Below are 14,270 nucleotides of genomic sequence, written 5' to 3'. Positions count from 1 at the left end.
GTGTCCTCCACTGGCCCGCATCACTCAGATGGTTTTACATCTTGCAGTCTGCCGCATAGGCGTCGGCGTGATTTTCCAGACCTGTTGCGATGATCTTGTTGGTGTAGACATCGCCTTCCTGAATGACTTCACGAACATAAATGTTCTGGATCGGGTGATGGTTGTCGCCGAATTTGAAATCTCCCCGGACGGAATCGAACTCTGCCGCCTTCAGCGCGGCGCGGAATGCGTCTTTGTCATCGACACTTGCCTTGTCCAGCGCGCTCAGGATGAGGTTGGCAGTGTCATAGCCCTGGCTTGCATAGAGCGACGGCAGACGCTCGTATTTCTGCTGAAAGGCCGCAACAAAGGCCGTGTTGGCTGGGTTGTCGAGATCCTTGTTCCACTGCGAGGTGTTCTTGATCCCAAGCGCGGCGCCGCCGACTGCCTGCAGGATCCCCTGATCAAAGCTGAAGGCCGGACCTACAACGGGCAGATCGACACCGCTGTCGGCGTATTGCTTGAGGAATGAAATCCCCATGCCACCGGGCAGGAAGAAATAGACGCTGTCGGCACCGGATGCGCGGATCTGGGCAATCTCTGCGGCATAGTCGGTCTGGCCAAGCTTGGTGTAGGTCTCGCCCGCCAATTCGCCTTTATACATGCGCTTGTAGCCGGTCAGCGCGTCCTGACCTGCGGGGTAATTCGGGGCGAGGATGTAGCTGTTTTTCAGGCCCGCGTCATTGGCATAGGCACCTGCTGCCTCGTGCAGGTTGTCATTCTGCCAGGCGACGTTGAAATAATTCTCATGGCAGCGCTTGCCCGCCAATGCGGAGGGGCCTGCATTGGGCGACAGGTAGAACACGCCCTGAGCCGTCGCCGCGGGCACCACTGCCATTGCGAGGTTGGACCAGATGATCCCGGTCATGATGTCAACCTTTTCGGACTGGATCATGCGGTCGGCGATCTGTACGGCGCTTTCTGGTTTGCGCTGATCATCCTCGATGACCACCTCGATGTCGTCGCGGCCGGCCTGTTCCATTGCCAGCATGAAGCCGTCGCGCACGTCGACACCCAGTCCTGCACCACCGCCGGATAGCGTTGTGATCATGCCAATCTTTGTCTCGGCGCCGGCGGCCAAGGCCAGCGTCGAAACCGCTGCGGCAAGCGCCATGGTCTTAAGTGTCGTCATTGGTCCATCTCCCTGATCTATCTGAGCAATGAAGGTCACTTCTGTGGTGACTCTTCGCTGCTTACTCTTTCCGATTGGACCGCGCGGCGCCAGCATTTTGCGGGGATGTATGGAATTGTCACGATGACAGCGGTCAGCATATGGCTGCCGTCCAGTTCCCTCACACCCATCGGGCTGCGCTCCGTCCATCGGCCGTTGCACCGGCCGCTTTGGCAAGCCTAGGCCGAAGTGGATATTTATTTCAAGATTAAAATATCTAACCTTAAAACTTATCGAAGCTGACGCGCCTCCTGACGAGACACGTCCATGCAAGCGAGGCATTCGCTCCGCCCTTGGGGAGAAGGCCTGTGGTCAACGCAGGCGCCCCGCCCCCGCATTGCCATGAAAACAGGCTGTTGAACCGCCCGATAAGAACGGCTGAATACAACCCTGTCAGGCAATTCACTCAACCGGCCTTTCGTCTCCGCTCGTTTGGTAAGGCATTATATTCAGCGGTGGAATCCATTGCACCTAGATCCGCAAGCAGAGCAGCCACCATGACGATTGACGCCAGGTATCAGAAGATGTGGGGCCATCATTTGCAGCGACATTGCGGGATTAACGCCCCTTGCGGTGCAAGTGTCAGCCGGAGCTGAGCTGACGCAGTTGCTTTGGCGCGGGTTCTGGGGCGGTGCAGCTGTTGCGCTGCCGTTCCAACCCGTCTGTATAGCGCTTCACCAGTTCGATCTGGAAGCGAATCTCATGGACACGATCCGCAAGCTGCCGACTGAGCGAGCCGATTGCGGTTTCGGCATCGACCAGACCAGCCTCGGTCGCCGAAAGGACATTCAGCAATGGCAGCGCAAGATCGGTGAGCACCTGTGCGCTCACCTCACGCGTCAGATCTTCAAGCCCGGCACCAAAGCCCACGTCGGGACGGAACGCATAGCCAATACCGCCAAGGCTGATCCGGAACCTGATAATAATGGACTGACTGCCGTCATCGTCGACCGTTGCCAGGATATGCGCCCCGGCAAGGACGAGTCCCGGAACTTCAAGTATCAGCGAGGGCAGCGAAATAACCTGTGTCTCGCCCGACAGCATCTTAACGCAGTCGTTCAACCCCTCGGCGATCGAGTCGCAAAACACGTCCTCCAGCGCCAGTGATTTGACGAAGGATGTGCGATTGCGGAATGTCGGGCTGACCACTTCGCAAGAGCGGACAAAGGGCAGCTGCCCCTTCTGAGCCATAAGGTTCACGATGAACCTGCGCTGATCCTCTCCAGCATCCATATTGTCAGTCATGGCAACAACGTTCATTACACCCAACCTGTATAACTGGAGATGTCTTTAATATGTAGTTAGGAGTAGTTTACAAACCGTTTAAGCAGCGTAGTTTGGAGTAACATTCCACGTCAAGCTTTATACAACCATTAATTGCATTATGTTGCCTCCTCGATTGCTCATCCGTGACGGTAGACGCATCGTCCGGTCAAAACCTCAGTCCGATCGGGATTTGCCATGGACCTGACATCGATCTAGAGGATAAGAGGTTTACATATGGTAGACGATAGGCACGCATATGACAACGCAAACGAAGAATGACCTGACAATCATCGGAATCGGGTCGTCCGCTGGTGGACTGGAAGCCATCCGAGAGCTCGTCGCGACTCTCCCGGTGGATGCGCCTGCCGCCTATGTTGTTGTGCAACACATGTCACCACACCATAAAAGCCTGATGACCGAGCTGGTCGCGCGGCAGACCCAGCTGAAAGTTGGCACCATCGAAAACGGCACCGTGCCGGAAGCGAATGTCGTGTATATCACGCCGCCCAAAAGCGATGTCATCTTCTCCGAAGGCCGTCTGCATCTCTTGCAGGATCCGAATGCCGAACCCGGCACCCCGCGCCCGTCGGTCGACCGCTTTCTGGTCAGCCTGGCGGAGCAGAACGGCGACAACTCTATGGCGATCATCCTGTCCGGCACCGGCAGCGATGGGGCCTATGGTGTGCAGGCCATCCGCGAGGCTGGCGGCATCACCATTGCACAGGACGCCGAAAGCGCGAAATACGACGGCATGCCGGTAGCAGCGGTGCAGACCGGCTGCGTTGATCTGGTGCTGCGGCCGCAGGATATTGGCACCAATCTACAGAAGATCCTTTCCTCGCCGCGTGACTTTTCCTCGTTTCGCCACGAAAACAGTCTGAGAGATTCACCGGTTTCGGATCTGTTGCAGATCCTTCTTGCGCGCACCCGTGTCGATTTCCGCGACTACAAGCAGACAACAATCAGCCGTCGTATCGAGCGGCGGATGATCGCCCTGGGGATCGAAACCCAGGAGGAATACACGCAGTTCTGCCGCAACAACCCCCATGCGGTGGATGCGCTGTTCAAGGATCTTCTGATCTCCGTCACCCGGTTCTTTCGTGATCGCGAGGAATTCGAGCTTCTGAAGACTCTGCTGCCGCAGTTGATCAAGGATCGCGGCCCCGGCCCCCTGCGGATCTGGGTTGCGGGTTGCGCCACCGGCGAGGAAGCCTATTCCATCGCCATGGTCGTGTCAGAGGCGCTCGGCAATCCGACCAACCAGCTGAAGTCACGGGTCCAGATCTTTGCCACGGATATCGACAAGGACGCGCTGAAGACGGCCCGTAAGGGAGTCTATAGCCTCGCCGCACTCAACGACATCCCCTCGGAGCTGGCTGACAAATACCTTATCCGGCAGACCGATGGTGTCCGGGTGGTCGACAATCTGCGCAATGCGGTTCTGTTTTCGGACCACAACGTCTGCCAGGACCCGCCATTTCAGAAGGTGGACCTGATCTGCTGTCGTAACCTACTGATCTATTTTGGCAATCCGCTTCAGCAAAAGGTCATGTCGCGCTTCCACTACGCTATGTCACCGCATGGTCTGCTGTTCCTCGGCACCGCAGAAAGCGTCGCCGGATCGGATGAGCTGTTTGTGCAGGACCGCTCAGCCAGTCATGTCTATCGCAAACGCTCCCTGCGTGCCCATCAGTCGCAGCAGCCCTATAACATGCCGTCGATCCCGATGATGGCGCAGCGTCCAACCATCAAGCCGCCATCGCAGCAGGCGCCATCAACCGATCGCCAGCTGTTCGAGGCGCTGGCGCAGTCGCTGGGCAAGAATTCCCTGCTGGTGACAGAAGATTTCTCGATCGCGCGTGTCTATGGCTCGGTCAGCCAGTTCATTGAGGTGAATGAGACCAGTTCGCTGCGGATGCACCTTGATCTGCTGCGCAGCCCGCTGCGCGAAGAAGCCCGCAGCCTGATCACCATCGCGTTGAAGAACGGCTCCCATAAGGGCGGTGTCCGCCACCTTCTTGCCGAGACTGACGATGAGGAAATCCGGCTCGACGTCTACCCGATCGTGGCCAAGGAGATCAGCGAACGTGCGGCGCTGGTGGTGTTCACCCCGGTGACCGTAGACCGGTCCAAGATCGATCAGGCTCCGTTCGTCGGCGAGGAAGGTGACGCGACATTTGAGCGGATCCGCAATCTGGAGAATGAGGTTGCAACCACCCGCGAAGCACTGCAGCAGACCATCGAGGAGCTTGAAACCTCGAATGAGGAGCTGCAATCGCTGAACGAAGAACTGCAATCCACCAATGAAGAGTTGCAGGCCACCAACGAAGAGTTGGAAACCTCCAACGAGGAGCTCCAGTCCACCAACGAGGAGCTGATCACCGTCAACGAGGAATTGCAGGTGACGGCGTCCGAGCTGAGCGGACGCACCGGCGAGCTGATTTCTGTGCTCGAAAGCACGCCCTTGGCGATCGTTGTGGCCGACAGTGCGCTTCAGATCACTCAGGCGACTTTGGCGGCGACCCGGATGTTCAACATCCGGCGGCCCATCTCCAGCCCGCACATCAGCCAATGCGCCCTCCCCGAAGGATTCCCGATCCTGGCACCGATCTGTAGCGAGGCGCTGCGCCTTGGCCAGACCGTCACCGAGGAATTCACTTCGCGCGGCACCCGTATCCGGCTGACCTGCTCGCCCTACTTCGATGTCAACGGGCAGATCCTTGGCGTCACCATGGTGGTGTCGGAATTCCCCGGCATGGCGCATGAGATGGAGATGATCCTCGACAATTCGAAACTGCTGCTGCTGAACCGGACCCGCAGCGGTGAAATCCTGCGCATCAGTGAGGCCTATGCTGAGCTGCTGGGCCTCAGCCGTGACAAGGCATTGTCAAAAAATGTGTTTTCACTCATCAAAGACAATGACGCGGGCAAGGAGATGTTCGAGCAGGACGACGCGGTCCTGGACGAGCCCGAAGGCTTTGCCAGTGAATTGCGTCAGGTGACACTGGCCGATGGCGGCGAAGAGCGCTGGATCAACATGGACCGGCATCGCTTCCCGCACCATATCACCGGAGAGCCGACGGTTTTCACCATCGGCACCGATGTCACCGAAACCGTCGAGGCCCGCCAGCGCGCCGAGGCGCTGCTGGCACAGGCCGAACTGGTACAGGAGATGGTCGGGATCGGCTTCTGGTCCATTGATTCCGGTTCTCAGGCCCCTTATTGGTCACCGAAAGTCTATGAGATCCACGGTGTGACGCCAGAGAACTATGTGCCGGATATCGACAGCGCGATTGCCTTCTTCCATCCCGATGATCGCGAGGACGTCAAACGCAATGTCGCCGAAGCCATCGAAAGCGGTGAAGGCTTCCGCTTTGTCAAACGCCTGATCCGCAAGGACGGCGTCGAGATCCGCGTCGAAAGCAAAGGCATGGCGATCCGCGATGACAACGGGGACGTCACCAAACTGGTCGGCATCTTTCGCGAGGTCGATGCCGACGCCAGCTGACGGCAGTTCATGACACGCCCGCAGAGCCAATCACCGGCTCTTGGCGTCGTGACCACACCATCTGCGACGAAAAGATCAAAAGCCCGGAGCGCATCTTGCGGTCCGGGCTTTGTGTTATCCAAATCAACACCGGCTTTTCGAGAAGGATGCTGCGTATTCCTCAGCGGCGGTTGTGGGCCCGTTTGACCGTTTCTGCGCTCCGTCCCAAAGCCCGTTATCCGGCAGAACCCTGTCGTTCATCAGGCAGCCGGTGTAAAGTCCATCGTCCAGTTGGTTTCCCATGTGGTTCCATCGTCGGTTGAAAACGCCTGCTCCCATCGCGGCACCGGCCCTTTGTTCCAAAGAAATCGGACTATTATAGGCTGCCCATTCAACACGTCATTCGCGCGAAATTCGCCGATATCTCCTGTGAATGCACCTTTTACCGGCGTATCAAGCATGTGGGGTGATCTACCGTCGAGCCACCAGATTGCCCACACCCCTGAACCAGGATCGAAGCTTCGCAACGCAATCGCGCGATAAGGCTGCCCAGGAAACCCGACAAAGTTGTCTTCAATATTTCCATTGCCTGCAAGAATTGGCTGAGTTTGCGAAAGGCCATCGAAAACCTCCCAATCATCGCAGCCGCTTAGCCGCTCCTTCAAGCGTCTGTGCTTTACAGTCCAAGACCCGAACATGAAGTCAAAATCATTCTGAACAGCGGTTGTCGCCGTGGGGTCGCGATCGGTGTGCATGGTGTCTCCCTTATCTTTCGTGACAAGAGTGCTTATCAACGACATAACATGACACTTCGTGTCATGTTTTTGAGAGAGCAGATGAAATCTTCTCGTTTACTGTCAATTTTGTTGCTTCTCCAAACCCGCGGCCTGATGACGGCACAGCAATTGGCCGATGAGTTTGAGGTCAGCTTGCGCACGATCCACAGGGACATCGATCAGCTGAGCTATGCAGGTGTCCCGGTTTTCGCCGAGCGGGGACGAGGCGGCGGGTATCGGTTGATGGATGGATACCAGACCCGTTTGACAGGCCTTGATGCGGATGAAGCACGCAGCCTGCTGCTGGCTGGGCTTGGTTCTGCATTGGATGATCTGGGTTTGCTGAAAGCTGCGAGCCAAACAGAGCTAAAAGTCATGGCCTCGCTCTCTGGTCCAGCGCGCGATCAGGCCATTGTTGTTTCCGAGCGGTTTTTGTTGGATCCGCAGGGTTGGTATCGAAAGAAGGACACTGCTCCATTTGTGTCGGAGGTTGCCTCTGCGGTGTGGAATGAACGGCGACTGTCGATAGAATACGAGAGCTGGAAAGGCGTCGTGGATCGCGTTGTATCGCCTCTGGCGATTGTCCTGAAAGCCGGTAACTGGTATCTCGTTGCGCTCGTCGAAACCCCACGTGTCTACAAGATTGCAAATATCCGGAGCATCAAGGTTCTTGACGACACGTTCTCACGCCCGACGACTTTTGATGTCAGCGCCTTTTGGAACAGCTGGATCGCAGATTTCGAGCACCGGCTGAAGTCTCAATCCGTTGCACTTCATGTCAGTTCAACAGGCCTGCGCATGTTGAACGAAATGGGTTTTGCACCGCAGTCCCCTGTTCGGATCCCGAAACGAAACGGATGGTTCTGCGTAAACGTACAAATGGAGGTTGGCGTAAAGGCCATCCGTGACGTTCTATCTCTCGGTGCTGAGGCCGAGGTACATGGGCCAGCCGCATTTCGCGAAGAGGTGATCGCTGAGGCCCGCAAAGTTATCGATCTATACGTATCGTGATTTCGCCGAGGCCCACGTAGTGCAGATAGGGGGCACCCTATGCGACGGCAACGAACTCCCGCTTTGGCCCGCCTGCCGACCTTCAGCACATACGGCTCCCGAAGATCACTTCGGGAGCCGTTATTATATTGGCCTCTCAATCCCAGCGGGCGGTGGCGGGGCCTGCGCGACGGGATGCGCGGGGGCGCACGGATGCCTGCCGCTTTCCTACCTTTGCCAATCGGTCAGGGCTGGCGCTGCATTGGGTCGAGGTTGCTATACGACCTTTAGCCGTCTGCCTGCGGTCAGCCCATCGGCCGCTTCGGTGATCGCCTGTGCATCAATGCCGAAGTGGCGATAGAGATCGGCGATGGTGCCGGTCTGACCGAAATGCTCGACCCCCAGCGGAATGCTCTGATGGCCCTGCACACTGCCCAGCCAGCTCAGCGTCGCCGGGTGGCCGTCGATCACCGTGATCAGTTTGCAATGACGCGGCAGCTCCGCCAGCAATGCCTCGATATGGCTTTGTGCCTGCGGCACACCGCGCGCCCGGGCCCGCTGCGCAGCAGTCCAGCCGGCGTTCAGCCGGTCGGCCGAGGTCACCGCCAGAACGCCGACATCGCGGCGTCCCTCGCCGATGGCGGCAGCGGCCTTGATCGCCTCCGGCGCAACCGCCCCCTGATAGGCAATCACCACATCGCAGTTCGGCCCCGGCTGCTTCAGCCAATAGGCGCCATCAATCGCGCCCTGACGGAAGGCGTCATCAACCCGCTTGCCCGGCTGTTCAATCGGGTTGGTGGTCAGGCGCAGATAGACGGAACCGCCGGTCTCATCCCGGAGCCAGGTGCGTTCATCCGGATCGCCCTCGCCGTCGCGCTGAAGATAATCAAAGGCCCATTCCATGATCACCGCCAGCTCATCCACAAAAGCCGGCTCAAAGGCGGCCAGCCCGTCCTGGCTCATCCCGATGAGGGGTGAGCCGATGGATTGATGCGCACCGCCCTCCGGCGCCAGGGTCACGCCGGAAGGCGTGCCCACGATCATGAAGCGGGCGTCCTGATAACAGGCGTAGTTCAGCGCATCGAGGCCACGCGCCACAAAGGGATCATAGACCGTGCCGATAGGGATCAGCCGCTTGCCAAACAGCGATTGCGACAGGCCGGCAGCCCCCAGCAGCAGGAACAGGTTCATTTCGGCGATGCCCAGCTCGATATGCTGGCCTTCTGGCGTGAACTCCCACTTCGCGGTTGAGGGGATCTTGTGTTCGATAAAGGCATCCGCCTGCGCCTTACGTGCAAAGAGCTTGCGCCGGTTCACCCAGGGGCCAAGGTTCGTGGTCCCCGTCACATCCGGCGACATGGTGACAATGCGCGCGGCAAGGTCGCTGTCACCTTTGGAGAGATCATCGAGGATCTTGCCAAAGCCCATCTGGGTCGACATCTCGCGGTCGGTTTTCACCTCGACTGTCGGCACCGGCAGGCGGGCATCGTGATAACGCCGCGCCCCTTTTGCAAAAAACGGCACCTGATCCAGAAAACTCTGCAATGCAGCGGGGTTCTGCACGGTCGCAAAGGGCTCCCACTCCTGCCCCTCGGCAACCCCCATATAGCGCTGCCATTCGGTCATCTGGGTCTTGTTCATCAGCCCGCCGTGATTGTCCTTGTGGCCGGCAATGGGTGTGCCCCAGCCCTTGACCGTATAGGCGAGGAAACAGACCGGGCGGTCATGGTCGATGGCCGCAAATGTCTCGGCCATGGTCGCAACGCAGTTGCCGCCGAGGTTCTCCATCAAGGCTGCCAGCTCTGCATCGGAGCGGCGCTCGATCAGCGCGCTGACGTCGCCCTGATCGCCCAGATCATCCAGCAGATGCTGACGCCAGACAGCACCACCCATGAAGGTCAGCGCCGAATAGGTCTGATTGGGACAGTCATCAATCCACTGGCGCAGCTTGTCACCGCCCGGCTCCTCAAAGGCAGCGCGCTGCAAGGCGCCGTATTTCACCTTCACCACATCCCAGCCGAAGGCGTCGAAGATCTTCTCGATCCGCTGAAACAGCCCTTCGCGCACGATCCCATCCAGCGACTGGCGATTATAGTCGATGATCCACCAGGTGTTGCGCAGGTCGTTCTTCCATCCCTCCTGAAGGCATTCGTAAACATTGCCCTCGTCCAGTTCGGCATCGCCGACAAGCGCGACCATCCGCCCCTTTGGCGCATCGGATCCCCAGGATTTCGCGGTAACATAATCCTGGACCATCGACGCAAAGGAAGTGATCGCCACCCCAAGCCCCACGGAGCCGGTCGAGAAATCCACGTCATCAATATCCTTCGTGCGGCTCGGATAGCTCTGCACGCCACCAAAGCCCCGGAAGTTTTCCATCTTCTCGCGGGTCTGGTTGCCCATCAGATACTGGATCGCATGAAAGATCGGCGAGGCATGGGGTTTCACCGCCACCCGGTCCTCTGGCCGCAGCGCGCTGAAGTAGAGCGCGGTCATGATCGACACCATCGAAGCCGAGCTGGCCTGATGACCGCCAACCTTGATGCCGTCCTCCTTGGGGCGCAGGTGGTTGGCGTTGTGGATCATCCAGTGGGACAGCCACAATAGCCGCTGCTCGATCGTCTTGAGCGTTTCGGAGGAAGGTATCGGCGCGGCCACTGAAGAGGTCATGGGTCAACTCATTGATTAGGTGAAGATACTCTCCCTCCCGCACGAATGCGGAGGGGACCTGTCAAATCTGGCGGAATGAAACACCCCACCAGGGGCCGCCATACTCAGGCGGCGGCGTAAGCGTTATGCGAGGACAGCGCCTGCATCAGATCGTCGATGATATCATCGACACCTTCAAGCCCAACTGACATCCGCAGCAGCCCCTCGGCAATGCCATGTTCTGCACGCTCTTCGGGGGTATAGGTCGAATGGGTCATGCTGGCCGGGTGCTGGATCAGCGTTTCGGCGTCGCCCAGCGACACCGCGCGCTGGACCAGTTCCAGCCGGTTCATCATGGCGATACCGCCAGCCTTGCCACCAACAACCTCAAAGGGGATCATGCCGCCAAAGCCCGACATCTGCCGCGCGGCCAGTTCATTCTGTGCAAAGCCGTCAAGGCCCGGGTAATAGACCCGCTCCACCGCCGGGTGGGATTGCAGCGCCTCAGCCACCTTGCGGGCGGATTTGCAGTGACGCTCCATCCGCAGTTCAAGCGTCTTCAAACCGCGCATCAACAGCATCGCACTAAAGGGTGACATCACCGCACCGGTCATATCCTTCAGCCCGACAAGGCGGATCTGGGTGACGTCCTCCTTTGAGCCGACAACCAGACCGGCGATCACATCGCCATGGCCGCTGATGAATTTCGTTGCCGAATGCACCACGATATCGGCGCCCAGTTCGATCGGGCGTGTGATCACCGGCGTGGCAAAGGTGTTGTCGACAACCACCTTTGCGCCAGCTTTATGCGCGATCTCGGAAATCGCCGAGATGTCGATTAGGCGATTGTTGGGGTTTGCCGGGGTTTCGAAATAGACCAGTTTGGTTTTCGGGCTGATCGCCTCTGCCAGATTGGAGGGATCTGTCATATCGACCAGACGCACATTGACGCCAAATCGTGGCAGCCCGTGGGTCATGAAGGAAAACGTGCAGCCATATAGTGTCTTGTCTAGGATGATTTCATCCCCGGCCGCTAGAAACGACCATAGGGTCGAGGTGATTGCGCCCATGCCGGAAGCGGTCGCAAGCCCGGCTTCGCCGCCCTCAAGATTGGCGATGCGCTGCTCCAGATGGTCCAGTGTCGGGTTGGAAATGCGGCTGTAGAAATGCCCCTCGCGCTCACCGGTGAACATCTCGCCGCCCGCCTCGGCGGAGTCGAAGGTAAAGGTCGAGGTCAGATAAAGCGGCGGGTTCAACGCCCCCTGCTGCGACTGCGAGTCATAGCCATGGTGGATTGCACGTGTCGAAAAGCTGGAGTCGGTCTTTTTCATGAAAATCACCCTAATGTGTTTCCAGCATCTTAGGATGGTCAGCTGGGCGATTAGTTGCTAATTTACCTTCAGACAGCATAAGGATTGGCATATTATGCCAGAGAAGCCAAAATTGGACGCGACGGACAGACGCATCATACGGGCCTTGCAACGCAATGGGCGGATGACGAATCTCGATCTCGCGGCGGAGGTCAACCTCTCGCCCTCTCCCTGCCTGCGCCGGCTGCGCATTCTTGAAAGCAGCAATGTCATTCAGGGCTATAGCATCGACGTTGATGCCAAGGTCTATGGCCTGCCGGTCACGGTCTTTGTGCGGGTCAGCCTGGAGAACCATACCGAAAGCGTGGTGGCCAACTTTGAACGCCAGGTCCGTGGCACGCCTGAGGTTCTGGAATGTTTCGTGATGACTGGCCTTGCCGATTATCTGCTGCGTGTGGTGGTGGCCGATCTGGAAGATTACGAACGCTTCGTACGCGCGCGCCTGCATCCCATCGGCGGCATCAGTTCGATTGACACCAGTTTCGTCTACGGTGTGGTGAAAAAGACCGCCGTCTACCCTGAGGTTGATAGCTCTCAAAGCTGATCATCCGGCAGGGTGCCCATTTCGCAGATAGCTGGCAAAGATGCGCAAACCGCCGGTCTACATTCTTTAAAAATCGCGACCGTTCGATATACTGCCCCCCTACTGGCGGCAGGACATCATCCATGCAAAGGCCCATCCCAACAACGTTTCCAAAGATCTCGACGCGACTGACAGCTTTCGCCTTTGCCGATGTGGCAGACTACACACGGCATATGGAGATCAGCACAACTGAGACTGTCCGTCGCTGGTGCGAGCTGCGCGACACCGTGCTGCTGGATGAGCTGAAACGCTATGGCGGCGTGCGTCGGTCGGATGCCGGGGATGCGCTGCTGGTCGAATTCACCAGCGCCACGGATGCCGTGCTCTGGGCGATGGCTGTTCAGGATCGGTTGCGCCAGCAGGTCGCCGAAGAGAACCCGATGGAAATCCGTATCGGTGTCAATATCGACGATGTGATCGACGATGAAGGGACCGTGCAGTCCGACGGTGTTGTCATCGCCTCGCGCATTCATCAGCTCGCCAATCCGGGCACCGTGGTGGTCACCAAAATGGTCCGCGATATCGTCCGCGGGAAGCTGTCGCTCAGGTTTCACGACCTCGGCGCGCCGCTGTTGAAGAATATTGACCGGCCCGTCCACGTCTATCAGGTCCTCAGCAGCAGCGGCGACAGTGTTCTGCTACATCCTCATGCTGACTGGAAAAACCGCCCGACGCTGGCGGTCCTGCCGTTTCAGGATCGCGGTGCGCAGGCCGAGGAACAGTATTTCGGCGATGGCATCACCGAGGAGATCATCTCCGGCGTCTCCCGCAGCCGCACCATGTTCGTCATGGCGCGCACCTCGACGCTGCAATTCCGCAGTAGCAAGGAAAACCCTGCCAAGATCGGCCGCAATCTAGGCGTCGCCTATCTGCTGACCGGCTCCGTCGACCAGCATGGCGACCAGCTCCGCATCTTTGTCGAATTGATGGATGTTCTGCGCAACCGGGCGATCTGGGCCCAGACCTATCGCGGTGACCTACAGGATCTTTTTGCCTTTCAGGATGAAATCGCCTCCAGCATTCTGGCCATGCTGGAACCCAAGGTGCTGTCGACCGAGGCGGAGCATATCAGCGCACGCAGCACAGAGAGCCTGGACGCCTATAAATGTGTCCTGCGGGCGCTGGCGCGGCTCTATCAGCTGGATGACTACAGCTATGAAGAGGCCATCGCTCTGTTGAAGCGTGCCGTGTCTCTCGACCCTAATTACCCCCAGGCTCACGCCTATCTGGCCTGGTGCATGAATTTCTTTCTGGCAGAAGGGTATTCCCACAACCCGCGCGACGATATTCTGACCATGATCAACCATTCCCGCCGCGCGGTCGAGCTGGACCCCGATGACGCGCTGACCCTGTCGATCCGCGCCCATGTGCTCAGCCTGCATGAGAACAGTCCCGAGGATGCGCTGGAACTCTTCGAGGATGCGCTGGCCCATAACATGAACCTGCCGCTGGCCTGGGGGCTGAGTGCGACGACATATGCCTATCTTGGCGACGGCGCCGAGGCCCGTGAACGGTTGCTCAATGTCTGGCGACTGGCGCCCTATGATCCGTTGAGCTTCTTCTTCCTGACTGCTGCGGGCCTTGCTGAATTTGTCGATGGCAACATGCCTGAAGCGATCCGGTTCCTGAAGAACGCCCGCCGCAACAAACCGCGGTTCATGGCCAGCCTCCGGCTGCTCGCCGCCGCCTTTGCGCTCAGCGGGCAGACCGAGAGCGCCCGCAAGGTGGGCCGGGAAATAATCGAACTGGATCCGGGATTTTCGGTATCGAAATTTGCGACCTGGTATCCGCTGAAATCAAAGGAAGCCCTGGGTCGTCTGACCGATGGTCTGACACGCGCAGGGCTGCCTGATTAGGATTTGGAACAACAATGATCGGGGCAACCCGACAAGCAGGAAGGACATCAAGAGGCAGACCGGCAGAGCACCGACACGCGCAG

Annotated in this window: 9 protein-coding genes; 4 read left to right on the top strand and 5 right to left on the bottom strand. The window is 58.4% G+C overall.

Annotated features, from left to right (window positions below; all coding sequences use genetic code 11):
* Positions 1–34: 34 nt before the first annotated feature.
* Together VWZ81_RS05295 and VWZ81_RS05290 are read right to left on the bottom strand one after the other, a co-directional pair.
* A complete protein-coding gene (locus VWZ81_RS05295; RefSeq protein ID WP_416534892.1) occupies positions 35–1,171 on the bottom strand; it encodes an ABC transporter substrate-binding protein in 1,137 nt (378 codons plus the stop codon).
* A 621-nt stretch (positions 1,172–1,792) separates the two neighbouring features.
* Positions 1,793–2,470 carry a hypothetical protein gene (locus VWZ81_RS05290; protein ID WP_416542255.1) on the bottom strand — a complete coding sequence of 226 codons (678 nt, stop codon included), beginning with the start codon at positions 2,468–2,470 and terminating at the stop codon, positions 1,793–1,795.
* 262 nt (positions 2,471–2,732) lie between these two features.
* Between VWZ81_RS05290 and VWZ81_RS05285 the strand changes: the two genes are divergently transcribed.
* On the top strand, positions 2,733–5,984 hold the full coding sequence (locus VWZ81_RS05285) for a chemotaxis protein CheB (RefSeq protein WP_416542254.1): 3,252 nt from the start codon (positions 2,733–2,735) through the stop codon (positions 5,982–5,984).
* Positions 5,985–6,223: 239 nt separating this feature from the next.
* Here the strand turns inward: VWZ81_RS05285 and VWZ81_RS05280 are convergent, their stop codons facing one another.
* A complete protein-coding gene (locus VWZ81_RS05280; protein WP_416542253.1) occupies positions 6,224–6,718 on the bottom strand; it encodes a DUF1579 domain-containing protein in 495 nt (164 codons plus the stop codon).
* Positions 6,719–6,766: 48 nt separating this feature from the next.
* Here VWZ81_RS05280 and VWZ81_RS05275 point away from each other — a divergent pair, with 48 nt between their 5' ends.
* Positions 6,767–7,750, top strand: a complete 984-nt coding sequence (locus VWZ81_RS05275) for a helix-turn-helix transcriptional regulator (protein ID WP_416542252.1) — start codon at positions 6,767–6,769, stop codon at positions 7,748–7,750.
* A 255-nt stretch (positions 7,751–8,005) separates the two neighbouring features.
* Here the strand turns inward: VWZ81_RS05275 and VWZ81_RS05270 are convergent, their stop codons facing one another.
* Together VWZ81_RS05270 and VWZ81_RS05265 are read right to left on the bottom strand one after the other, a co-directional pair.
* Positions 8,006–10,399 (bottom strand): 1-deoxy-D-xylulose-5-phosphate synthase N-terminal domain-containing protein, encoded by a 2,394-nt coding sequence (locus tag VWZ81_RS05270; RefSeq protein ID WP_416542251.1) that lies wholly within the window; start codon positions 10,397–10,399, stop codon positions 8,006–8,008.
* A 104-nt stretch (positions 10,400–10,503) separates the two neighbouring features.
* Positions 10,504–11,709, bottom strand: a complete 1,206-nt coding sequence (locus tag VWZ81_RS05265; RefSeq protein ID WP_416534886.1) for a methionine gamma-lyase — start codon at positions 11,707–11,709, stop codon at positions 10,504–10,506.
* Positions 11,710–11,803: 94 nt separating this feature from the next.
* Between VWZ81_RS05265 and VWZ81_RS05260 the strand changes: the two genes are divergently transcribed.
* Positions 11,804–12,292: an Lrp/AsnC family transcriptional regulator gene (locus VWZ81_RS05260; RefSeq protein ID WP_416538795.1), complete on the top strand. Its 489-nt coding sequence runs from the start codon at positions 11,804–11,806 to the stop codon at positions 12,290–12,292.
* Between the two features lie 122 nt (positions 12,293–12,414).
* Positions 12,415–14,187 (top strand): adenylate/guanylate cyclase domain-containing protein, encoded by a 1,773-nt coding sequence (locus VWZ81_RS05255; protein ID WP_416534885.1) that lies wholly within the window; start codon positions 12,415–12,417, stop codon positions 14,185–14,187.
* The last annotated feature ends 83 nt before the right edge of the window (positions 14,188–14,270 follow it).

It is taken from the genome of Phaeobacter sp. JH20_34 (genome assembly GCF_048056095.1).
Classification (GTDB): Bacteria; Pseudomonadota; Alphaproteobacteria; order Rhodobacterales; family Rhodobacteraceae; genus Phaeobacter; species Phaeobacter bryozoorum.
The sequence above is the reverse complement of the archived record's forward strand: the minus strand, read 5'-3'. Positions and strand labels throughout refer to the sequence as shown.